This is a genomic window from Cobetia sp. SIMBA_158, from assembly GCF_046566945.1.
Taxonomy (GTDB): Bacteria; Pseudomonadota; Gammaproteobacteria; order Pseudomonadales; family Halomonadaceae; genus Cobetia; species Cobetia amphilecti.
This window is the reverse complement of sequence record NZ_JAWJYL010000005.1, coordinates 293,598-315,764: the sequence shown is the minus strand read 5'-3', so window position 1 is coordinate 315,764 and position 22,167 is coordinate 293,598. Positions and strand designations below refer to the sequence as shown.

Sequence of the window (22,167 nt, the reverse complement as noted above, 5' to 3'; positions counted from 1 at the left end):
CAATGGGCGGCGTCTTGTCGTCTGGTACTGGCCGTTCAACCGGCCAGGCGGCTCATCTCCTCAAAGGCGTGAGGGACGGCTGTGCGGGTCGCCTTCGATATGATCCTTGGGCGGGTCCTGCACCGGCTTGCCGGCGGCGGGAATGTCATCTTCCGGCAGATCCCATGAGCCCTCTTCCGTCCAGGGGTCATCTGCCGGGAATTCCTCGATGTTGATTTCCTTGACCGTGTAATCCGGCTGGTAGCGCAGGTCATAGTGCGCGGCACGCACGATGGAGATGCACAGCATCAAGGCCACTGCCAATAGCGGCACACCCCCGATGATGGAGGCCGTCTGCAGGGTCTCCAGCCCGCCGATGAACATCAGCACGATGGGCATGAACGACAGGGCGAAGGCCCAGAACAGGCGGTTCCAGCGCATCGGCTCTTCATCGACTTCCTTCTGGACCACAGCGGCCAGAATGTAGGAGATGGAGTCGAAGGTGGTCGCGGTGAAGATCAGCGCCAGCAGCGTGAAGGCGAAGATCACCACGTAGTCCAGCGGCAGCGTGTGCAGCATCGCGAAGATGGCTGCGGTCGGGCTCTGGTCATTGAGGATGGTGACCACGTCCAGCTCACCGGACAGCTGCAGGTAGAGGCCGTAGTTACCCATCACCATGAAGAACAGGAAGCAGCCCATGGTGCCGAAGAACATCGAACCGGCGACCATGGCGCGGATGGTGCGGCCCCGCGAGATACGCGCGATGAACAGCCCCACGCTGGGCGCGAACACCAGCCACCAGGCCCAGTAGAAGATGGTCCAGTCCTGCGGGAAGTGCGTGTCCTCGAAGCCCTTGAACTCGGCGAACGGTTCAAGCCAGGTGGCCATGTGGATCAGATTGCTCATCACGCGGCCCAGCGCATCCAGGCCGGTATTGGCCATGAACAGGGTCGGCCCCGCGATGAAGATGAACAACAACAGGCCGACCGCCAGCCAGAAGTTGATGTCTGACAGCAGCTTGATGCCCTTCTTGAGGCCCACGTAGGCGCTGTAGCCGAACAGGGCGGTACACACCAGCAGCACCACGATCTGCGTGGTCAGCGACTTAGGCACCCCGAACAGCTCGTGCACCCCCTCGTTGATCATCGGTGCCGCCAGACCCAGGGTGGTCGCACCGCCGCCCAGCATGCCGAAGATGAAGCTGATATCGATCAGCTTGCCCAGCCAGCCATGCGCCAGCTTTTCACCCAGCACCGGCATCAGCGCCTCGGAAATCTTCAGCACGCTGTGGTGACGCACGTAGTAGAAGTAGGCGATCGGCACGGCGGGAATCAGGTAGATCGCCCATGCCAGCGGGCCCCAGTGGAAGATGCCGTAGGCCGCGGCCCATTCCGCTGCCTCCGGTGTCTGGCCTTCCACATGGAACGGGGGCGACTGATAGTAGTAGACCCACTCGATCATCGACCAGTACAGGATGGAGGCCCCGATACCGGCACAGAACAGCATCGCCGCCCATGAGACGATGGAGAATTCGGGCTTCTCCTCGGCATCACCGAGCTTTATCTGACCGATATCGCTGAAGATGATGTAGATCATGAAGCCGCCGGCCCCCACGCCGAGCAGCAGATAGAGCACGCCGAGCTTGCTGGTGACGAAGTTCTTGGCCGCCGATACCCACATCGCGCCCTGCTCGGGGAAGATGACCAGGGGCAGCGTCACTGCCAACAGCAGGAAGATCGAGCCGAAGAAGGTCGGCTTGTCGATCATGTCGAAGGGCTTTTCCGGCCGATCCCCCGCCGCCCTGGCGGATACCTTTCGGGTTTCCTTGCTCATATATAAGCCTCACTTATCGTTATTGCTATGCATGATAACAGCTTATCATGAGTGATTGCGATACACGCATCCCCACTGCGTACAATCCTAGTACAACGATCCAAGCGCCTACGTAAAGTTAATTTAACGCAAGCAAGTCATTTATTAGCGCTTGGCAGGCCGTGGCGTTCAGGCCAAGAGAAGAGCAGGAAGCACGACGACAGGGCTGGCAGCGACAGGCAAATCAGCGGGAAAGGCACAGTCAGCACGACCCAGAACAGGCAGCGCAGAGGTGGATAGCAGCAGGAGAGAAGGCCCATAGGGGTCAGACGCAGGAAAAGCGGCAGATGTCAGGCCGGAAAGCAGGCATCCACCAGGGAACGGCACGGCTGCCGTTCCCTGGTGGGAGTAATCAGACTGGAGATGATCGGGCTGATGGCGCCTCGGGCTCAGTCGCCGCGCAGGCGCCCGCCCATCTCCTGGGCGAGATCCACCGCGAAGTGATCCGTCATGCCGCCAATGAAATCGAGCATGCGCCGATAGCTGCGGTAGAGATCCCAGTCCTTGCTCGGCGTGTTCTCGCCGATCAATGCCAGCACACGTTGATGCTTGAAGCTGGAGCGCCCCTTGGTATGCAGCTCATGCGCAGCGCCGATGAAGGCCTCGAGCAGGATACCCAGCGTGGTGTAGGCGCCGATCTCTAGCTTGGCCTTGCGCTCGTTGCGGAAGATCTTCTGGCGCGCCAGATTCTTGGCTTCCCGCACGCCCCAGCCGAGGTCGGGGTGGCAAAGGTCGAGCAGGTCTTCACTGAGCGTGCCGGCCAGCAGTTCCGTCTCGCGCTGCACGAAAGCCTCGGCGACATCATTGACGGCACGCTCCATCGCCGCGCCTCTCAACGCCGCCACCTTGCGACGCTGGGAGGTGCCGCGGGCGACCATCTCCTGGTATTCGCGCGGCTCGCCACCGCTGATGCCGGTGAGAATCTCGAACACTTCCTCGAACTGCAGGATGCCCATCTCGAGGCCATCTTCCAGGTCCAGCAGCGCATAACAGATGTCATCGGCGGCCTCGACCAGCCACGCCAGCGGGTGACGGCACCAGCGGCCATCGGCCCGCGCCAGCAACCCGCAGCGCTCGGCGACCTGATCCAGCAGCACGCGCTCGCTCTGATAGCAGCCGAACTTGCCGCCCGCCGTGGCGTGCTCCACCGTCCACGGGTACTTGAGCAGCGTGCCCAGCGTCGCCGCCGTCAGGCGCATGCCGCCATGGAACTGGTTGTACTCGATCTGAGTGACGATGCGAAAGCCCTGGGCATTGCCTTCGTAGGTGAGCAGATCCTCGCGCTCGGCATCGCTCAGCCCGGCCAGCCGACCGTGATCACTGGCGGCCTCGGCGGCGAACCAGTCGCGGATGGCGTACTCCCCGGCATGCCCGAAGGGCGGGTTGCCGATGTCATGTCCCAGGCAGCCGGTCTGGACGATGACGCCGAGATCCGACGGCGTGATCCAGTCGGGCAACTGCTCCTTGAGCTTCTCGCCGACCATCATGCCCAGCGAGCGACCGACACAGCCGACCTCCAGCGAGTGGGTCAGTCGCGTGTGGATGTGGTCGTTGTCGGTCAGCGGGTGGACCTGGGTCTTGCGCCCCAGGCGACGGAAGGAGCCCGCGAACACGATGCGGTCGTGGTCCTTGTGGAAGGGAGTCCGCCCCATCTCACGCGATACGGTGCCCGGTGCGTCATGCAGGCGACTCGGTTCCAGCAGTCGCTCCCAGCTCATCGATGACATCAGGCAACTCCTTGGCAGGCGCCAAGCACTGGCGCCGGCGAGCAGATAACAGGTGAATGACGCGCATAAAAAAGAGAACAGGGATTGTGGCACCCTGTTCTCCTTGTCTCCAGCCCGCTCAGGCCTTCCTCAAACCCGCTCAGGCTGTCCTCAGTCCTCGGCCAGCGCCGGCAACAGCACCTTGAGCTTGCGGGTCAGGGTGTTGCGGCCCCAGCCCAGCAGCTCGGCGGCTTCGCCCTTGCGACCACCGGTATGCTTGAGGGCCGTCTCGATCAGGATGCGCTCGAAATCGGGCACCGCCTCTTCCAGCAGATGGGTGTGGCCGGCGGCGAGTGCGCGGTCCGCCCACTCGCGGAAGGCACCACGCCAATCGCCGGAGGCCGCCTCGGTGCCGCTGGCATCGCGCAGCTCCGGCGGCAGGTCCTCGATCATCACTTCACGCCCCGAGGCCATCACCGTCAGCCAGCGACAGGTGTTCTCGAGCTGGCGCACGTTGCCCGGCCAGTCGAAGCGCGTCAGGTGTTTCTCCGCGGCCTCCGTCAGCACCTTGGGCTCGGTCGACAGCTCACGCGCGGCCTCGCCCAGGAAGTGGCTCATCAGACGCGGAATGTCTTCGCGGCGCTCCGACAGGCGCGGCAGATGCACGCGAATCACGTTGAGGCGGTGGAAGAGATCCTCACGGAAACGCCCATCCTCGACCAGCTTTTCCAGGTGCTGGTGCGTCGCGGCGATGATGCGCACGTCGACCTTGACCGGCGTGATGCCACCGACACGATAGAACTCGCCATCGGCCAGCACGCGCAGCAGGCGAGTCTGGGTCTCGGCGGGCATGTCACCGATCTCATCGAGGAACAGCGTGCCGCCATCGGCCTGCTCGAAGCGCCCGCGGCGCAGCGCCGTGGCGCCGGTGAAGGCGCCCTTCTCATGGCCGAACAGCTCCGATTCCATCAGGTCCTTGGGAATCGCCGCCATGTTGAGTGCGATGAACGGCTTGGCGGCGCGCGGCGAGTGCTGATGCAGCGCCTGGGCCACGCGCTCCTTGCCGGTACCGGACTCGCCGTTGATCAAGACGGTGATATGCGACTGAGACAGGCGGCCGATGGCGCGAAAGACTTCCTGCATCGCCGGCGCTTCGCCGATGATTTCCTTGGTCAGCCCTTCCGGCACGGCGGCGGGCGCCTTGGATTCACGGGCATGCGCCACGGCGCGCCGTACCAGCGCCAGCGCTTCATCGACATCGAACGGCTTGGGCAGGTATTCGAAGGCGCCGCCCTGATAGGAGGCCACGGCGCTGTCGAGGTCGGAATGCGCCGTCATCACGATGACGGGCAGGTCCGGGTACTTCTCGCGCACGCGCGCCATCAGGTCGAGACCATCGGTTCCGGGCATGCGGATATCGGTGATCAGGACATCCGGGCACTGACGCATGATGCTGGCTTCGGCCTGATCGGCACGCTCGAAGGTTTCCACCTCGAGGTCGGGTTGTGCCAGAGCGCGCTCCAGCACCCAGCGAATGGCACGGTCGTCATCGACGATACAGACGCGGGCAGTCTCGCTCATGTGTGATCTCCAGAAGTGCCGGCTAGCGGAATGAGTAATCGGAATTCGGTATGGCCGGGGCGCGAGTCACACTCGATCAGCCCCTGATGCTGGTGCAGGATGCCCTGGGCGATCGACAGCCCGAGCCCTGAGCCTTCGGCGCGCCCCGAGACCATCGGGTAGAACAGCGTCTCGCGCAGGCTCTCCGGAATGCCGGGGCCGTTGTCGATGATCGCCAGCTCGCAGACCAGCCGGTGGCGCTCATGGCCCAGCGTGAACTGACGGCGAGCGCGGGTCCGCAGCGTGATCTCGTAGGGAGCGGCGTCAGGCTGCGGTGAATCGGGCTGTGGCTGCTCATTGAGGGCCTGGGTGGCATTGCGCGCGATGTTGAGCACCGCCTGGATCAGCTGACCTTCGTCGCCGATCACCTCCGGCAGGCTCGGGTCGTAGTCGGCGCTCAAGGTGATGGCGCTGCCTTCCGCCTGCAGCAAGGCCCGCACCCGCTCGGTCACCGCATGCACATTGACCGGCGCCTGCAGCGGCGGCCGGTTCGGCCCGAGCATGCGATCGACCAGATCACGCAGGCGGTCCACCTCCTCGATGATGATGCGCGTGAACTCCACCATCTGCGGTTCGGGCAGGTCACGTTCGAGCAGCTGGGCGGCGCCACGAATGCCGCCGAGCGGATTCTTGACCTCATGCGCGAGACCACGCGTCAGCACCTTGACCGCCTCCTGGCGGGCGATCAGCGCTTCTTCGCGCGAGATCTGCATCAGGCGGTCACGCGGTTCTATCTCGACCAGCAGTTCATTGGCGCTGATGGGCGTCGCGGTGAAATCCACCGTCAGCGCTTCATTGGCCGCGTTGATGATCTCGGCCTCACGCTGGGTGTAGGGGTGCTGCTCCTCCAGCGCCTTGCGCAGCACATTGATCAGGGTGTCATCCAGCCCGGTCATGTTGTCGGGCGTACTGCCCTTCACGCGCACCAGACTCACCGCCAGCAGCGTCTCCGCGGCGGGATTCATCCAGACCATCTGCAGCTGTGAGTCCAGCACCACCACGGCAGTGTTCAGGTGTTCGAGCAGTCGTTGATGCATGGGTTTGTTCGCCATCTGCAGTACGTCTCCCTGTTCTGCAATAACCGCGCCAGTCTGGTGCAGGCACCGAGAACACGGCGTCCGATGCTGTGCAACCATTTCTGGCCCCTCATATTGGCACCAAAATGGTGCAGACGAAAAATCGCGCTCGAACTCGCGTTGCCTCGCTTCACCGCCAGGCGGCCCGACATCGACTGTCCCAGACACGAAAAAGCCGCCCGAAGGCGGCCTGTCAGCGAAGGAGAAACGCGCGAAGAAAAAGGCCGCCCAGACGCTGCTAGCCACCGCCAGCATTGGCAGGGTTGTTGGGGTTGCGAGGCAGATTGACGCTGGCGCGCTGCACATAGACCACCTTCGGCTCGCTGGTCTGGCGCACGCGGCCGGTGGAATCCAGCAACTCCGCCTGGATGACATGCTTGCCACGCTCCAGCGCCGGCACCATGAAGACGGTGCTGTGCATGGCGGATTGAGACGGCGCACCGTCCACGGTCACGCGCACCTTGTCTTCCGGGCGCAGCTTGGGCTCGATCCCCAGGCGCACCGCCAGATTGCCCGCCTGCCCGGTCTGCAGCGTCTCCTCGTTGGACGGGCTCTGGATGGTGAAGGTGGTATAGCCACGGAAGGCCACATCCACCGCAGGCGCCCGGGTGCGGGTGCTCTCGCTGGATGAGGAAGAACTCACGCGCGACGGCGTGCTGCGCCGCGGCGGCAGGGATTCCGTCGACGGCACCACGCTGAGCGGCGTCAGCTGCACCTTGCTGCCGCCCGCAGGCTGATCACTGAAGACCACGTTGCCGTTGGCATCGACGTGACGATAGACCTGGGCCGCCTGAAGATCGAACGACAGGCTCGACAGCATCAGCGTCGCTGCCAGCAGCAGGCACTGCAGTGGCTCGGGGCGCGCTGCAGGCAGTGCACGCGAGTCAGTCGCGGGGTTCGCGACGCGCAGGGAGGATACGAAGGGCCACATCCGAAGATTCCTGAAGAGAGTCATGGGAGGCCAGAAGCCGCAGGCAGCTCCAGCGGGTTGGGTCTATCGACAGGCGATCCTGCTGCCTGATGACAAGGCTAACAAGTTACAAAGCTTACCGCGTTGATGCCAGCATTTGGGGCCTTCGACAAGACGCCTGTGTGCATTGACTGTCACGCAAGGCTACCACCGCGCCCTGCATATCTGTCAGCAGCATGGCCGTTCTCAGGGAAAAGGATCAGGGGCAGAGCAAAGGATCAGAGCAAAGAGATAGAACGAAACAGGGCCATGATGAAAAACAGGGCCACAACGAAAAACAGGGCCACACCTGTCGGTATGGCCCTGCTGTCGTCATCGTCCGGGGCTTGCCTTCACCGGGAAGGCACTCCGTCAGATGGCGTGGCTAGCGAATGGCTGCCTCAACCTCTGCAGCGCTTGGACGCTGCTGTACTTAGGCGTTGCAGTACTTAGACGCTGTAGTACATGTCGAATTCGAGCGGGTGAGTCGCCATGCGCAGGCGCTGGATGTCTTCGCCCTTCAGCTCGAGGTAGGCATCGATCATGTCGTCGGTGAAGACGCCGCCCTGGGTCAGGAACTCACGATCGCCGTCCAGCGCGGTCAGGGCCTGTTCGAGGCTCTCGGCCACGGTCGGGATGGACTTGGCTTCTTCGGCCGGCAGGTCGTAGAGGTTCTTGTCCATCGCGTCGCCCGGGTGGATCTTGTTCTTGATACCGTCGATACCGGCCATCAGCATCGCGGAGAACGCCAGGTACGGGTTGGCCGTCGGATCCGGGAAACGCGCCTCGACACGCTTGCCTTTCGGGCTGGCGGTGTACGGGATACGGATGGAAGCGGAACGGTTGCGGGCAGAGTAGGCCAGCATGACCGGCGCTTCGAAGCCCGGCACCAGACGCTTGTAGGAGTTGGTGGACGCATTGGTGAAGGCGTTCAGGGCACGAGCGTGCTTGATGATGCCGCCAATGTAGTAGAGGGCCATTTCGGACAGACCCGCGTACTCGTCACCGGCGAACTGGTTGTCGCCATCCTTCCAGAAGGACTGGTGAACGTGCATGCCGGAACCGTTGTCACCGACCAGCGGCTTGGGCATGAAGGTCGCGGACTTGCCGTAGGCGTGAGCCACGTTGTGGATCACGTACTTGAGTTCCTGAACCTCATCGGCCTTCTTGACCAGGGTGTTGAACTTGACGCCGATCTCGTTCTGGCCGGCGTTCGCCACTTCGTGGTGGTGAACTTCGACTTCCTGACCGATGGCTTCCAGGGTGTTGCACATGGCAGCACGGATATCGTGGAAGCTGTCGATCGGCGGGACCGGGAAGTAGCCGCCCTTCAGACGCGGACGGTGACCCAGGTTGCCGCCTTCCGGCGTGGAATCGGTCGCCCAGGCACCTTCTTCGGAAGAGATCTTGAACATGGAACCGTTCATCTCGTTCTTCCAGTGCACTTCGTCGAAGATGAAGAATTCCGGCTCCGGACCGAAGAAGGCGGTGTCGCCCAGACCGGTGGACTTCAGGAATTCCTCGGCGCGCTTGGCGACGGAACGCGGGTCACGCTCATAGCCCTGCATGGTGGCCGGCTCGATGACGTCACAGCGCAGCACCAGGGTGGTGTCTTCGGTGAACGGGTCGAGGAAGGCAGTGCCGTCGTCCGGCATCAGGATCATGTCGGATTCGTTGATGCCCTTCCAACCTTCGATGGAGGAACCATCGAACATCTGACCGTTCTCGAAGAATTCCTCATCCACTGTACGCGCCGGGATGGAGACGTGCTGCTCCTTGCCCTTGGTGTCGGTGAAGCGCAGATCAACCCACTTGACTTCGTGTTCTTCAATCAGGGCAAGTGTCTTCTCAGCCATGGTAATTCTCCGATGGAGCCGGCGGCTCTGGTTACAGTTGGTGTCAGCGTTGTCTGGGGTTATTGCTCTATTTTGTAAGCCTTTTCTCTCATGGTCGGCGTCGTTATGCCAGCCATCAGACAGGATGCTCTAACAATGCAGCGAGCGTGCCAGAATGGCGCACGCCACATCGCTCATTTCAGTAAGCTCATGAATATGCTGAAAAAAAACATCACCATCTTCATGCATGCAGCACGAAAACCCGACCAAAGATGGGCCGACAAGGTGCAAAAATTCTTGCCGCGCAGTGCAGATTCATCATTTGAGTGCACCAAAAAACGCCATTGCTCCACATTGGTGCAAAACGCTGAATCCCGGGAATTTCTCCGCTCACATCCGATGATCACGTCAGCATCACATCGCGGTCATTTCTTTCTTTCATCCTCATGTTTGCCTCGACTCACAAGTTTTTTTCATCCGCGACAAGGGCGCGGAAAAGACTTGAGAGACAACCATTTGGGCACTTCAGGCCAATTGAAGGCACTCGCTGACTCGCCTCGTGAATGCACGATGCTGGCAGGAGGCATGCCATGCCCCCTATAATGCGCCCCAAATCACAAGCGCCCGGTACGCGAGCGCCCATTTTCCGCACAGGTTCCCGTCGTGATCGAGAAACTTCGCAACATAGCCATCATCGCCCACGTTGACCACGGTAAAACTACCCTGGTCGACAAGCTCCTGAGTCAGTCTGGCACCCTGGACCGCAAGGCCGAGGGTCAGGAACGCATCATGGATTCCAACGACCAGGAAAAAGAGCGCGGCATCACCATTCTCGCGAAGAACACCGCGATCCAGTGGAATGACTACCACATCAACATCGTGGATACCCCTGGGCACGCTGACTTCGGTGGCGAAGTCGAGCGCGTGATGTCCATGGTCGATTCCGTGCTGCTGCTGGTCGATGCCGTCGATGGCCCGATGCCGCAGACTCGCTTCGTGACCCAGAAGGCATTCGCCCAGGGCCTGAAGCCGATCGTCGTCGTCAACAAGATCGACCGTCCGGGCTCTCGTCCTGACTGGGTCGTTGACCAGATCTTCGATCTGTTCGACAACCTGGGCGCGACTGACGAGCAGCTCGACTTCCCGATCATCTACTGCTCTGCCCTCAACGGCATTGCCGGTATGGATCCGGAAGACCTGAAAGACACCATGGACCCGATGTTCCAGTCCATCGTCGACATCGTCGAGCCGCCGAAGGTCGAGCTGGACGGTCCGTTCCAGATGCAGATCTCCGCACTGGACTACAACAGCTACGTCGGCGTCATCGGTCTGGGTCGCATCAAGCGCGGCGCCGTCAGCCCGGGTCAGCAGGTTTCCATCATCACCAAGGAAGGCGCTGTCCGTAAGGGCAAGATCGGCCAGGTCATGACTCACATGGGTCTGGACCGCGTGCAGACCGACAAGGCGACTGCCGGCGACATCGTCTGCATCACCGGTATCGAGAACCTCGCGATCTCCGACACCATCTGCGACACCGCCACTGTCGAGGCGCTGCCGCCGCTGACCGTCGATGAGCCGACCGTCTCCATGACCTTCCAGGTCAATGACTCTCCGTTCGCCGGTCAGGACGGCAAGTTCGTCACCAGCCGCAACATCCGTGAGCGTCTGGACCAGGAACTGATCCACAACGTCGCACTGCGCGTCGAACAGGGCGAGACTCCGGAGAAATTCGTCGTCTCCGGTCGTGGTGAGCTTCACCTCTCCGTTCTGATCGAATCCATGCGTCGTGAAGGCTTCGAGCTGGCCGTGGGCCGTCCGGAAGTGATCATCAAGGAAATCGACGGCAAGAAGCAGGAGCCGTACGAAGAAGTCATCATCGACTGTGAGGAGCAGCACCAGGGCTCCATCATGGAAGAGCTGGGCTACCGCAAGGGCGAGCTGACCAACATGAACCCGGATGGCAAGGGTCGTGTGCGTCTGGACTTCATCATCCCGTCTCGCGGTCTGATCGGCTTCCGTGGTCAGTTCCTGACCCTGACCTCCGGTACCGGCATCCTGACCAGCCGCTTCGATCACTACGGTGATCTGAAGGAAGGCGCAGGCGTCGAGCGTCGCAACGGCGTCATGATCTCCATGGTGCCGGGCAAGGCGCTGTCCTACGCCCTGTACACCCTGCAGGAACGTGGCAAGCTGATCATCGGTCACGGTACCGAAGTCTATGAAGGCATGCTGGTCGGTATCCACAACCGCGCCAACGACCTGGTCGTGAACCCGACCAAGGCCAAGAAGCTCGATAACATGCGTTCTACCGGCAACGATGAAAACATCGTGCTGACGCCGCCGATTCGCTTCACCCTGGAACAGGCGATCGAGTTCCTGGATTCCGATGAGCTGGTGGAAGTCACTCCGCTGCACATCCGTATCCGCAAGAAGTACCTGAAAGAGAACGAGCGCAAGCGCGCCAGCAAGTAAGCTGGCCCAGCCTGCCCCCTGCCCCCTGCCCCCTGCCCGATGGCAGGGGGCATCGTGCTCAAACGCAAAAGACCCGCCAACTCGGCGGGTCTTTTGCGTTTGAGCACTTTTCACTGTTGCCGCAAAGGGCAGCATGACCATCTCTCTAATACTTATGAATGTCATTGCAGGAAGTGCGTCGCTATTAGGGCTCGCAGAATAAGGGAACTTTGCGCGATACCTTGGCCTGAGGCATCTCTAACACTTAAATGAGGGTTATATGAGGCATATTCGTGTTGCGCATATAGCGTCTTCATTCAGAGCATGCCACACGCGGCCAACGCCCCTGCGCAACGTAATGTCTTGATCTATTGATAGCGCGCAATCACACGTCACCGAGCGAGGATAAATCGTCGAATTCTAATGATGCGTCGCGTTTGGACGACGCAAAAACGAGACGTCGATGCGCAGTCACTAGGGTCAACGCAACGGAGCAGGTATCTTCTGCCGGAGCTTTCTTTATGCATATCCTGCAGTTAACGAAGACTTGTTCGCCACACGCCACCCGGAGCAGGGTCCTCTTACCGATCCTCGTGAGCACTCGCCATGTGTCGCCATTGCCAAGCCCGGTGTGTGCAATGCGTCACGAATACGCTCCAGAAGACCCGTATGAAAGGATTCAGCAATGAGCATCAAGCAACGCCTCGAAGTCCTGCCATGGGACACGCTGGCGCGTTACCGCCTGATCGAGATCATCGCCTTGTGGGAGGGGCGAGTCACTTCGCGCCATCTGGGCAACGCCTTCGGTATCGCCAGACAACAAGCCTCGCGCGTCATGAAGACCTACCGCGAGACGGTCGCCGAGAACAATCTCGAGTATGACCCCGTCATCAAGGGCTACCGTCCGTCGGCGAATTTCTGCCCCATGCTGACGCGGGGTGAGGTCGATGAATACCTGCAATTGCTGGGCAATCACGACAATCTGAATCCGCATTTCACCGGGTTAGGGCTAGGCCAGGCAAACACCGAGGCCCTGCGCCTGCCGTCACGCAGCGCCAGTCCGCCGGTGGTCAGGGCCTTGATCGAAGCCGCCAGTCAGGGCGCGCGTCTCGAAGTGACCTATGCCTCTCTCAACTCTCCCCAGGGGGAGGAGCGCATCCTGTGTCCGCATACGCTGGTCTACGCCGCTGGCCGCTGGCATGTGCGCGCCTTCTGCGAGAAGAACCGGGCTTTTCGTGACTTCGTGCTGTCTCGATTCCGCGCGGTGCCGGAGCTATTCGGTGAAGCCCTCGAGGGCAGCCAGCGCGAGTGCGATGAAGGCTGGGAGACGCGCGTCACCTTGAAGCTGGGCGCCGACCCGCGCCTGACACCCGCCGAGCGCGGCCTGATAGAGCAGGACCACGGCATGGTGGATGGCGAGCTGCACCTGCCGACACGCGGCGCTCTGGTGCAGTACGTCCTGCGCGAGCTGGGCATCAATCCGGACCATCTGGAAGAGTCTCCGCGCGCCCAGCAGCTGGTCGTGCTCAATCGCGACGAGATCACTGACTGGCTGTTCGTCAGCTCCAGCGCCTGACGCGGGAGTGAGCGGGTCTGCCCTCGCGCTGACCTCAGTTGCCTGAATGGGCTATCCATCGCCGAGCGAAGTTTATATGATGACTTCTGCACACAGTCCTTCGCCCTTCCCGGCGGAGGGCTGTTTTTTTGGTGTCCCGCAAGGCCTTGCTCGCAAGGGGCTGACACCACGACTGACAGGAGGTCTCATGGCCACACTTCCCTCGATCATCATCAATCGTCTGGACGCCGAGCGCCTCGAGCGCCTGATTGATCACGTTTCCGCCGCCGACCGTCAGGTGGCAGAACAGCTTGAGGATGAGCTGGAGCGCGGCGAGGTCGTCGAGCCTCACGAGGTGCCCGCCGATATCGTCAGCATGAACAGCCGCGTAGAGTTCACGGACCTGACCCGCCAGCAGACTCTGGTGCGCACGCTGGTCTATCCGCACGCGCTGCCCGGCCAGCAGGATGGCCTGTCGGTGCTGGCGCCACTGGGGGCTGCCCTGCTCGGCCTCAAGGTCGGCAGCCTCATCGAGTGGCGGCTGCCGGATGGCAGCCTGCATGAGGTGCGTATCGAGGCGCTGCATTACCAGCCGGAAAGTGCTGGCGACCTGCACCGCTGACAGCGCCTAGCGCATCAGCAGGCGGCGGATAAGACCATGGATGGCGCGCGCAGTCGGCCCATCGGCATAGGGCGGATACATCAGTCGCGCGCCATTCATGCGCCCCTTGGCGAAGATTCCCTTGGCCTTGCTGAGCGCCTGGAAGCCTTCCTTGCCATGGTAATGGCCCATCCCGGATGGCCCGATACCGCCGAACGGCATGTCATCCTGCGCCACATGCAGCAGGGTGTCGTTCAGACACATTCCGCCCGCATGCGTGCCTTCGGTGACCCGCTGCTGTTCGTGCTTGTCGTGGCCGAAGTAATACAGCGCCAGAGGCCGGGGCCGGGCGTTCACATAAGCCATCGCGACGGACAGCGTATCCGCCGGTGCCTCCAGCAACGTGTCCTTCACACTCGTCTCGCCCTCCGCCTCATCCACTGCCCCCGGGTCCGACAGGCCGACGATCGGCAGCAGCGGGCCGAAGATTTCCTCCTGCATCACGCGCATCTCATCCGTCACATCAAGCAACGCCAGCGGCGGCATCAGACGCTTCTCGGCCAGCTCCGGGTCATTCCAGTCGGGGCTGTCGACCAGCGGCCTGAGTGTCGCGCCCTTTGCCAGGGCGTCCTCGAGCACCTCTCGCAAGCGCTGGTACTGACGCTGATTGATGATGCGCGAATAGTCCTGCGTCTCGCAGAAGCGCGGATAGAAGCGCTGGAAGGCCTCGCCCAGCGCCGTGACCAGCAGCGGGACCTGGTCCTCACTGCACAGCACATAGTCCGGCGCGACGCAGGTCTGGCCGGCGTTCATGCCCTTGCCGAAGGCCAGCCGCCCCGCCGCTTCACGACGCTGGGCCTCATCCGCCATCAGCTCACGCGACATGATCACCGGCGACTTGCCGCCCAGCTCCAGCGTCACGGGGGTCAGGTTGTCCGCCGCGGCGCGCATCACATGCTTGCCGACCGCCGTGCTGCCGGTGAACAACAGGTGGTCGAAGGGCAAGGCCGAGAAGGCCGCCGCCACATCGGCCTCACCGATCACCACGGCCACCTGCACCTCATCGAAGGCATCGAGCAGCATCACGCGCAGCGCCTCGGCGGTCTCGGGGGTGAACTCGCTCATCTTGATCATCACCCGATTGCCGGCACTCAGGGCGCTGATCAAGGGGCCGATCGCCAGATAGAGGGGATAGTTCCAGGGCGCGATGATGCCGACCACGCCCAGCGGCTGATAGACGACGCGCGCAGAGGCCGGCTGGAAGGCGGCGCTGACATGGCGCTTCGAGGGCTTCATCCAGCCCTTCAGGTGACGGCGTGCATGACGAATGCCTTCGTAGCTCGGTACCAGTTCGGCCAGACGCGTCTCATGGGCGCTGCGGTGACCGAAATCGGCGCTGATCGCCGCGATCAGGGCCTCCTCGTGTGACTTGAGCGCATCACGCAGCGAAGTCAGCCAGGCTTGGCGCTCGTCGGCACTGGGCATCGGCGACAGACCGTAGGCGGCGCGCTGGTCTTCCAGCAGCGCCTGCATACGCGTGATTTCCCGGGTAGCAGCCTCGCTGATCTCATTAGACGAGCCAGCAGACGGGACAACAGACTCAGGCGAAGCAGGATCAACAGGGGCGGCAGTCGTCATGAGAACATCCAGTGAGGGCCGGCGAAGCCAGCAGCGAAGGCAGACAGCCACGAGTATGGCGTACCAGGCGGTAGCGACCGGCGCGAGCAGAAGCGCCGGCGTAGCTCATCCCGTTTTAGAACACTCGTTTGATGACGTCAAAGAAAGTCGCCTGCGCCGCTGCCGCACGCCGCAATGCAAAAAGCCCCCGCACCGTGAGGTACGAGGGCTTTTCGGGTGTCGACCGGCAATGGTGCCGGTGACAGGAATTCGTTGGCGCGCCCAGCAGGATTTGAACCTGCGACCCCTGCCTTCGGAGGGCAGTACTCTATCCAGCTGAGCTATGGGCGCGCATGCCAGGGTTGCAGTGAACCGAGGCGCGCTTATGGTAACGTCTTGATTCTACGATGTCGAGATATCCCGCCAGCCACGCGGTTGCTGCGCCTCCGGCGAGCGCTATACTGGCTCGATACACAGCCCCAAAAGGTGCACGCCATGCAAGCTCGCCGGCCAGCTGCTTTTCCCCTCAAGCGCTCTTCCCTGTCACTCTCGTTGAGCGCGATGCTGTTCAGCGTGCTTGTGAGCGCGTCCGCACAGGCCGCAGACAACTCCCGCGAGGCGATTGCCGAGCGACTCAAGCCGGTGGGCGAGCTATGCGTGAAGGGCGATGCCTGCGCCGGTGATGGCTCGGCAGCGAGCTCGCCGCCGGCGGACAGCGGCGCTGGTGGGCAAGCCAGTGCCGCCAGCGCGATAGACGGCGAGAAGGTCTACGGTGGCATCTGCATGGCCTGTCACACCACTGGCGCTGCCGGTGCCCCGCGCCTGGGCGAGGCCGGCGACTGGGAGGGCCGCCTCTCCAAGGGCGACGAGACGCTCTACACCCACGCCATCGAAGGCTTCAATGCCATGCCGGCCAAGGGCGGCAACCCGGCGCTTTCCGATGAGGAAGTGAAGGCCGCGGTGGATTACCTGCTCGACTCCGTGCGCTGAGTCTCAGCGCACAGTACCCGACAATCAACATCAGCCCAGCAGCGAACGCAGGCCCGCGATGGCATCCCGCCCGCGGGCCACTTTCTTCTCCTGATCCTGCGGCTTGTCGGCCCGCCCTTCCCACTCGAGGTCTTCCGGCGGCAGCTCATCCAGGAAGCGGCTCGGCACGCAGTCCATCATCTCGCCGTAGGTCTTGCGCTGGCGCGCCAGCGTCAGCACCAACGTACGGCGGGCACGAGTGATACCCACGTAGGCGAGGCGGCGCTCCTCCTCCACTGTCTCCATCTCGATGGAGTTGCGGTGCGGCAGCAGGTCTTCCTCCAGCCCCAGCACGTAGACATGCGGAAACTCCAGGCCCTTGGAGGCATGCAGCGTCAGCAGCTGCACGCGGTCGGAGTCATCTTCCTCGGCCTGCTGCTCGAGAATGTCGCGCAGCACCAGGCGTGAGATGGCCGCCGCGACATCGCCAGTCTCGGTATCGCCGATCATCGCCTCGCTGCCCTCCAGCTCCTCCACCTCTTCCTGTGGATTGCCGCTGATCGACTTCTCGAGCTGATCGACCAGGATCCAGACGTTGGCCATGCGCCGCTCGGCGATCTTGGGCGCACTGGCGTTCTGATACAGCCAGCCTTCGTAATCCACCTCGCGGAACAACTCGCGGATCGCGCTGATCGACTGGCCGGCGTCCATCTCGCGGCGCACGCGGTCCAGCGTATGGGTGAAGCGGCCGAGGCGGTCCAGCGCACGCTCGCTCAGCTGCTCGCGCAGGCCCATCTCGCTGCAGGCGGCGTAGAGCGACACGCCACGCCCGGTGGCGTAGTTGGCCAGCTTCTCCAGCGTGCCCGGCCCGACTTCCCGCCGCGGCACGTTGACGATGCGCAGGAAGGCGTTGTCGTCCGCCGGATTGATCAGCAGACGCAGGTAGGCCATCGCGTCCTTGATCTCGTTGCGTCCGAAGAAGGAGGTGCCGCCGGAGAGCTTGTAGGGAATCTGGTAGTGCTGCAGCTTGAGCTCCAGCAGGCGCGCCTGGAAGTTGCCACGATAGAGCACCGCGAAGTCACGCCATTCGGCGCCTTCCTTGATACGCCGCGTGAGAATCTCGCCCGCCACGCGCTCGGCCTCGGCCTCTTCGTTGCGATTCATGATGATGCGGATCGGGTCGCCATCGCCCATCTGCGACCACAGCGTCTTGTCGTAGACGTGGGGATTGTTGGCGATCAGGGTGTTCGCCGCGCGCAGGATGATGCCGGTGGAGCGATAGTTCTGCTCCAGCTTTATCAGGTTCAGGCGCGGGAAGTCCTCACCGAGGGTGACGAGGTTCTCCGGGCGCGCGCCGCGCCAGGCGTAGATCGACTGGTCATCGTCGCCCACCACCGTGAAGGTCTGGCGCTCCTGCATCAGCATCTTCACCAGCAGGTACTGGCTGATGTTGGTGTCCTGATACTCATCGACCAGCATGTAGTGGATGCGCCGCTGCCAGCGCGCCAGCACCTCGGGGTGATCACGGAACAGCACCACCGGCAGCAGGATCAGGTCATCGAAGTCGACCGCGTTGTAGGCCTTGAGGTGCCGGTTGTAGGCCTCGTAGATCACCGCGGCGTACTGGGCGTCTTCGTCCTCGGCATGCGACAGCGCCGCCCCGGGCAGGATCAGGTCATTCTTCCAAGTGGAAATCTGACTCTGCACCGCGTTGATCTGCTCGGCGTCGGTGTCGGCTTCCTTGTGCATCAGCTCCTTGATCAACACCTTGGCGTCATCGGTGTCGAACAGCGAGAAGCCTGGCTTGTAGCCCAGTGTCTTCAGCTCGCCGCGGATGATGGTCAGACCGAGGGTGTGGAAGGTCGAGACGATCAGCCCGTGGCCCTCGCGACCCTTGAGCATCTTGCCGACACGCTCCTTCATCTCGCGCGCCGCCTTGTTGGTGAAGGTCACGGCGGCGATGTTGCGTGCCTTCATGCCGCATTCCTGCACCAGATAGGCGATCTTGGTCGTGATCACGCTGGTCTTGCCTGATCCGGCACCGGCCAGTACCAGACAGGGGCCATCGATGGCGCGCACGGCTTCCTGCTGGCGGGGGTTGAGCTTGGCGAGGCGATCACGGATCTCGGTCATCACGGTGTCCTGCTGGGCGAGGGGAAGTAGGTCATCTCAAACACGATGCGTTTGATCAATCGAGCTGTACGGCACCGGAAAAATCCAGCTGACGCCAGCTTTCGTAGACAACCACGGCGACGGCATTCGACAGGTTCATGCTGCGGCTGTCGGCCAGCATCGGCAGGCGCAACACCTGCTCGCGGGGCAGGCTGTCGAGCATCGCCTGTGGCAGACCGCGTGTCTCGGGGCCGAATACCAGCGCATCACCGGCCTGGAAGCTGGCCTCATGCGGCGCGGTGCGACCACGCGTCGAGAGCGCGAAGACCCGCGAAGGTGTCACGCTCGCCACGAAGTCATCGAGGCTGGCATGGCGCTGCACACGTGCCCACTCATGATAATCGAGACCGGCACGGCGCAGGCGCTTGTCATCCAGCTCGAACCCCAACGGCTCGATCAGATGCAGGCGGTAACCGGTGTTGGCACACAGCCGGATGATATTGCCGGTATTGGGCGGAATCTCGGGCTGATAGAGCACGATATCGAGCATGAGCAGACTCGCGGCAGAAGGCGAAAACAGGGAGCTGGCCGGCGATTCTCACCTGGCCATGACAACGCAAAGCGGGCCCCGAAGGGCCCGCCATCTTACCGCAATGCGTGACTCACGCGGAGCACGCGTTGCCGAGAACCCGCCTCAGAACTGCAGACGCATGCCGACCAGCGGGCCGGAATCCAGCGTGCGTTCGTCACGGTTCTCGAAATCAGCCTTCACCTTGCGGTAGCCGACATAGCCTTCGACGTTGTCGATGACCTGATACCGTGCGCGCAGGCCGTATTCGTAGCTGTGCTCGAGGTCGTTGCTGGTCGCGACGTCCGGGGTCACGTAGCCATAGCCACCCAGCGAGACGCGCGGTGCGCCCGGCAGGTAGTAGTAGCCGTAGCCGCCGAGGCCCAGACCGCCGCCGTCACCGTGGTCGGTGTCGTACTGACTCCAGCGTGCGCCGAGGCCCACGTCGTATTCACTGGTGCGCTCGGTGCCCAGCAGCTGGACGTGACCAGCCGTGACGTCGTCGTGGTCATCGCTGGACAGGATACCGCCGCCGAGCTGGACGCCATTGCCGATCTCGCCATTGATTTCGCCCTGAACGGCTTCAGTATTCAGGTTGAGGTCAGCGTTGCCGGCCATGGCCGGGGCGGACAGACTGGCAGCGAGGATGGCTGCCGAAAGGCCGAGAATGTTACGGTGAGCTGTCATGTATGCACCTCTGTACGTGACTGGGAAGGTAATGCTGCGCGGGTCATGAACGCTCTCAGGCGCCCTGGAGACCGTATTGCGCACGGTAGTCGCGAATCGCGACCGCATGCCCAGACAGTTCCTGCTGTGCGTATTGTTCCAGATATTCGAGCACCTGGTCGAGCGTCACGATACTGACCACAGGCATGGAGAAACGTGCCTCCACTTCCTGAATGGCGCTGTTCGCCTTCAGGCCTCCCTGGCCATCGGGAGCGCGCTCCTGACGGTCCAGTGCGATCACGACGCCCGCCGCCTTGGCACTCTCGGCGTGGATGATCTCCATCACTTCGCCGATGGCGGTGCCGGCGGTGATGACATCGTCGATGATCATCACGCGGCCTTCGAGGGGCGCGCCGACCAACGAGCCCCCTTCACCGTGGGTCTTGGCTTCCTTGCGATTGAAGGTGAACGGCATGTCACGATCATGATGATCAGCCAGCGCCACGGCCGTCACTGCACCCAGCGGGATACCCTTGTACGCCGGGCCGAACAGCACATCGGCCTCCAGGCCTGATTCGACGATGGCACGCGCATAGAAGCGTCCCAGACGCGCCAGGGCCTGTCCGGAGCGGAATAGACCAGCATTGAAGAAGTAGGGGCTCACCCGCCCGGACTTGAGCGTAAACTCGCCAAACCGCAGCACGTCCTGCTCGATGGCAAACTCAATGAACTCCCGCTGGTAGTCCTGCATCCGATATCACCTTTGAATTCGTTAGCCATTTACCAAATCGTCTAAAGCTCGGGTATCATACAGGCGCGACGAACCAGGGACCACGTATGAAAATCGCTACAGTTAACGTCAATGGTATTCGAGAAGCGGTCAGCCGCGGCTTCCTCGACTGGCTTGCCAGTCAGGACGCCGACGTCGTCTGCATCCAGAACCTCAAGGCCAAGAGCTTCGAGCTCGACGACAGCATCCTCTACCCGGAAGGGTACGAAGGCTACTTCCTGGACGCCGAAAAAGACGGCTTCTCAGGGGTTGGCCTCTATTGCCGCCAGATTCCCAAGGCCATCATGTATGGACTGGGCTTCGAGCAGTGCGATAACGAAGGCCGCTACCTGCAGGCCGATTACGACCGCTTCAGCATCTGCTCTTTCCTGATGCCTGACGGAAGTGATCCGGCTGCCAAGGGCGCCTTCATGGAGCAGTATCAGGAATACCTCAGCAAGCTGCGCCGCAAGCGTCGTGATTACATGATCTGCGGCACCTGGCATGTGGCCCACAAGACTGTCGACCTCGCCAACTGGTCCGACAATCAGATGACGCCGGGCTTCAAGCCGGAAGAACGCGCATGGATGGATCAGGTCTTCGGCCCGATCGGCTTCATCGACGCCTTCCGCGAAGTCAATCGCGATGCCGACCAGTACTCCTGGTGGCCAGCGCTGGACAGTGACCAGCCGCGCGCCCGTCAGGAAGGCTGGCGCCTCGACTATCAGGTCATCGACCCGAACCTGCGTCGTCACATCAAGGACGCCTGGATCGACACCGATGCCACCTTCAGCGAGTTCGCACCGGTCATCGTCGAGTACGACCTCGAGCTGTGATGCACGCTGTCACCCCTTGAGCGTTCGGCCTCGGGCCACCCTGCCAGTCGCATGATGTGCCTTCGGGCACTGACGAAAACGCCCCCATCGCGCAAGCGGTGGGGGCGTTTCTGTCTGGCATCAAGCGCTCATGACGCAGCGCTCATGACATGACACTCTCGACACAGCACTCATGACATGGCACTCATGACACAGCGGCCGTGTCGCAGGGCTCAGGCGTCGGCCGGCATGCCGAGTGCGGCGCGCTGCGCGGCGAACAGCTGCTCACCGGTACGCTCGGCGAGATCCAGCAGGGCATTGAGCTCGGCGCGATCGAAGGCCGCGCCTTCGGCAGTGCCCTGCACCTCGATCAGCCCCTTGCCTTCGGCCATCACGACATTCATGTCAGTATCGGCCTTGCTGTCTTCCGGGTAGTCGAGGTCGGTGACCGGCACACCCTTGTAGATGCCGACCGAAACGGCGCTGACCAGACTCACCAGCGGGTCAGTCTTGATCTTGCGCTCACGCTGCAGGCCCTGCAGCGCATCGACCAGTGCCACACAGCCACCGGTGATCGCCGCGGTACGCGTGCCGCCATCGGCCTGCAGCACATCGCAATCGATGGTGATGGTGTATTCGCCCAGCTTCTTGAGATCTACCGCGGCGCGCAGCGCACGGCCGATCAGACGCTGGATCTCCACCGTGCGGCCACCCTGCTTGCCACGCGCCGCTTCACGATCATTACGGGTATGGGTCGCACGCGGCAGCATGCCGTACTCGGCGGTCAGCCAGCCCTTGCCGGAACCACGCAGCCAGCGCGGCACGCCCGCCACGACAGAGGCGGTGCACAGCACGCGGGTCTCCCCGAACTCCACCAGCACCGAACCCTCGGCGTGACGAGTGAACTCACGGGTCAGGCGGATCTCGCGCGGCTGCTCCGGGGTACGGCCACTGGGACGGGTCACGTTGGCTTCGCTCATGGGGATTCCTTGTTGCAGTATTCGGGA

17 protein-coding genes and 1 tRNA gene are annotated in these 22,167 nt (G+C 62.5%); 5 read left to right on the top strand and 13 right to left on the bottom strand.

The features are described 5' to 3' along the window. Positions 1 to 60: 60 nt before the first annotated feature. The 6 genes from R2R70_RS10725 to glnA form a co-directional block, all read right to left on the bottom strand. The gene (locus R2R70_RS10725; RefSeq protein WP_054556332.1) at positions 61 to 1,812 is read right to left on the bottom strand and encodes a BCCT family transporter; all 1,752 of its coding nucleotides are present in this window, start codon (positions 1,810 to 1,812) and stop codon (positions 61 to 63) included. 428 nt (positions 1,813 to 2,240) lie between these two features. After that, complete coding sequence (locus R2R70_RS10720; protein WP_410977966.1) at positions 2,241 to 3,578, bottom strand: deoxyguanosinetriphosphate triphosphohydrolase; 1,338 nt, start codon at positions 3,576 to 3,578, stop codon at positions 2,241 to 2,243. 150 nt (positions 3,579 to 3,728) lie between these two features. Further along, complete coding sequence (gene ntrC, locus R2R70_RS10715) at positions 3,729 to 5,138, bottom strand: nitrogen regulation protein NR(I) (protein ID WP_043335756.1); 1,410 nt, start codon at positions 5,136 to 5,138, stop codon at positions 3,729 to 3,731. Next, complete coding sequence (gene glnL, locus R2R70_RS10710; RefSeq protein ID WP_264158090.1) at positions 5,135 to 6,229, bottom strand: nitrogen regulation protein NR(II); 1,095 nt, start codon at positions 6,227 to 6,229, stop codon at positions 5,135 to 5,137. The genes ntrC and glnL overlap by 4 nt, the downstream gene beginning before the upstream one ends. A 262-nt stretch (positions 6,230 to 6,491) precedes the next feature. Further along, on the bottom strand, positions 6,492 to 7,184 hold the full coding sequence (locus tag R2R70_RS10705; protein ID WP_054556333.1) for a DUF4124 domain-containing protein: 693 nt from the start codon (positions 7,182 to 7,184) through the stop codon (positions 6,492 to 6,494). A 467-nt stretch (positions 7,185 to 7,651) separates the two neighbouring features. Next, positions 7,652 to 9,058, bottom strand: a complete 1,407-nt coding sequence (gene glnA, locus R2R70_RS10700; protein WP_131431042.1) for a glutamate--ammonia ligase — start codon at positions 9,056 to 9,058, stop codon at positions 7,652 to 7,654. Between the two features lie 642 nt (positions 9,059 to 9,700). Here glnA and typA point away from each other — a divergent pair. The 3 genes from typA (at position 9,701) to rnk (ending at position 13,665) form a co-directional block, all read left to right on the top strand. Beyond that, a complete protein-coding gene (typA, locus tag R2R70_RS10695) occupies positions 9,701 to 11,509 on the top strand; it encodes a translational GTPase TypA (RefSeq protein ID WP_043335760.1) in 1,809 nt (602 codons plus the stop codon). 664 nt (positions 11,510 to 12,173) lie between these two features. Then, positions 12,174 to 13,064 (top strand): WYL domain-containing protein, encoded by an 891-nt coding sequence (locus R2R70_RS10690; protein WP_043331776.1) that lies wholly within the window; start codon positions 12,174 to 12,176, stop codon positions 13,062 to 13,064. 187 nt (positions 13,065 to 13,251) lie between these two features. Further along, positions 13,252 to 13,665 (top strand): nucleoside diphosphate kinase regulator, encoded by a 414-nt coding sequence (rnk, locus tag R2R70_RS10685; protein WP_284892930.1) that lies wholly within the window; start codon positions 13,252 to 13,254, stop codon positions 13,663 to 13,665. Positions 13,666 to 13,671: 6 nt separating this feature from the next. Here the strand turns inward: rnk and R2R70_RS10680 are convergent, their stop codons facing one another. After that, entirely contained in the window at positions 13,672 to 15,177 is a 1,506-nt protein-coding gene (locus R2R70_RS10680; protein WP_410977965.1) for a coniferyl aldehyde dehydrogenase, read from the bottom strand. Positions 15,178 to 15,535: 358 nt separating this feature from the next. Next, positions 15,536 to 15,612, bottom strand: a tRNA-Arg gene (locus tag R2R70_RS10675). Positions 15,613 to 15,756: 144 nt separating this feature from the next. Here R2R70_RS10675 and R2R70_RS10670 point away from each other — a divergent pair. Next, entirely contained in the window at positions 15,757 to 16,251 is a 495-nt protein-coding gene (locus tag R2R70_RS10670) for a c-type cytochrome (RefSeq protein WP_082388674.1), read from the top strand. A gap of 30 nt (positions 16,252 to 16,281) precedes the next feature. Here the strand turns inward: R2R70_RS10670 and rep are convergent, their stop codons facing one another. From rep to pyrE, 4 genes are all read right to left on the bottom strand, one after another. Next, positions 16,282 to 18,363: a DNA helicase Rep gene (rep, locus tag R2R70_RS10665; RefSeq protein ID WP_043331771.1), complete on the bottom strand. Its 2,082-nt coding sequence runs from the start codon at positions 18,361 to 18,363 to the stop codon at positions 16,282 to 16,284. 55 nt (positions 18,364 to 18,418) lie between these two features. Continuing rightward, positions 18,419 to 18,892 (bottom strand): tRNA (uridine(34)/cytosine(34)/5-carboxymethylaminomethyluridine(34)-2'-O)-methyltransferase TrmL, encoded by a 474-nt coding sequence (gene trmL, locus R2R70_RS10660; RefSeq protein WP_410977964.1) that lies wholly within the window; start codon positions 18,890 to 18,892, stop codon positions 18,419 to 18,421. Positions 18,893 to 19,036: 144 nt separating this feature from the next. Then, the gene (locus R2R70_RS10655) at positions 19,037 to 19,597 is read right to left on the bottom strand and encodes a YfaZ family outer membrane protein (RefSeq protein ID WP_043331768.1); all 561 of its coding nucleotides are present in this window, start codon (positions 19,595 to 19,597) and stop codon (positions 19,037 to 19,039) included. 55 nt (positions 19,598 to 19,652) lie between these two features. Then, the gene (pyrE, locus tag R2R70_RS10650) at positions 19,653 to 20,327 is read right to left on the bottom strand and encodes an orotate phosphoribosyltransferase (protein ID WP_107335804.1); all 675 of its coding nucleotides are present in this window, start codon (positions 20,325 to 20,327) and stop codon (positions 19,653 to 19,655) included. Between the two features lie 86 nt (positions 20,328 to 20,413). On the opposite strand from pyrE, the gene R2R70_RS10645 reads away from it, so the two are divergent. Further along, a complete protein-coding gene (locus R2R70_RS10645) occupies positions 20,414 to 21,181 on the top strand; it encodes an exodeoxyribonuclease III (RefSeq protein ID WP_043331765.1) in 768 nt (255 codons plus the stop codon). A 212-nt stretch (positions 21,182 to 21,393) separates the two neighbouring features. On the opposite strand, the gene rph is transcribed toward R2R70_RS10645, so the two are convergent. Further along, a complete protein-coding gene (gene rph, locus R2R70_RS10640; protein ID WP_043331764.1) occupies positions 21,394 to 22,140 on the bottom strand; it encodes a ribonuclease PH in 747 nt (248 codons plus the stop codon). Positions 22,141 to 22,167: the final 27 nt, after the last annotated feature.

Coding starts and splice junctions, on each gene's coding strand:
- R2R70_RS10725 (WP_054556332.1), bottom strand. CDS start 1,812: ATGAGCAAGGAAACCCGAAAGGTATCCGCCAGGGCGGCGGGGGATCGG.
- R2R70_RS10720 (WP_410977966.1), bottom strand. CDS start 3,578: ATGTCATCGATGAGCTGGGAGCGACTGCTGGAACCGAGTCGCCTGCAT.
- ntrC (WP_043335756.1), bottom strand. CDS start 5,138: ATGAGCGAGACTGCCCGCGTCTGTATCGTCGATGACGACCGTGCCATT.
- glnL (WP_264158090.1), bottom strand. CDS start 6,229: ATGGCGAACAAACCCATGCATCAACGACTGCTCGAACACCTGAACACT.
- R2R70_RS10705 (WP_054556333.1), bottom strand. CDS start 7,184: ATGTGGCCCTTCGTATCCTCCCTGCGCGTCGCGAACCCCGCGACTGAC.
- glnA (WP_131431042.1), bottom strand. CDS start 9,058: ATGGCTGAGAAGACACTTGCCCTGATTGAAGAACACGAAGTCAAGTGG.
- R2R70_RS10690 (WP_043331776.1), top strand. CDS start 12,174: ATGAGCATCAAGCAACGCCTCGAAGTCCTGCCATGGGACACGCTGGCG.
- rnk (WP_284892930.1), top strand. CDS start 13,252: ATGGCCACACTTCCCTCGATCATCATCAATCGTCTGGACGCCGAGCGC.
- R2R70_RS10680 (WP_410977965.1), bottom strand. CDS start 15,177: ATGCAGGCGCTGCTGGAAGACCAGCGCGCCGCCTACGGTCTGTCGCCG.
- R2R70_RS10670 (WP_082388674.1), top strand. CDS start 15,757: ATGCAAGCTCGCCGGCCAGCTGCTTTTCCCCTCAAGCGCTCTTCCCTG.
- rep (WP_043331771.1), bottom strand. CDS start 18,363: ATGACCGAGATCCGTGATCGCCTCGCCAAGCTCAACCCCCGCCAGCAG.
- trmL (WP_410977964.1), bottom strand. CDS start 18,892: ATGCTCGATATCGTGCTCTATCAGCCCGAGATTCCGCCCAATACCGGC.
- R2R70_RS10655 (WP_043331768.1), bottom strand. CDS start 19,597: ATGACAGCTCACCGTAACATTCTCGGCCTTTCGGCAGCCATCCTCGCT.
- pyrE (WP_107335804.1), bottom strand. CDS start 20,327: ATGCAGGACTACCAGCGGGAGTTCATTGAGTTTGCCATCGAGCAGGAC.
- R2R70_RS10645 (WP_043331765.1), top strand. CDS start 20,414: ATGAAAATCGCTACAGTTAACGTCAATGGTATTCGAGAAGCGGTCAGC.
- rph (WP_043331764.1), bottom strand. CDS start 22,140: ATGAGCGAAGCCAACGTGACCCGTCCCAGTGGCCGTACCCCGGAGCAG.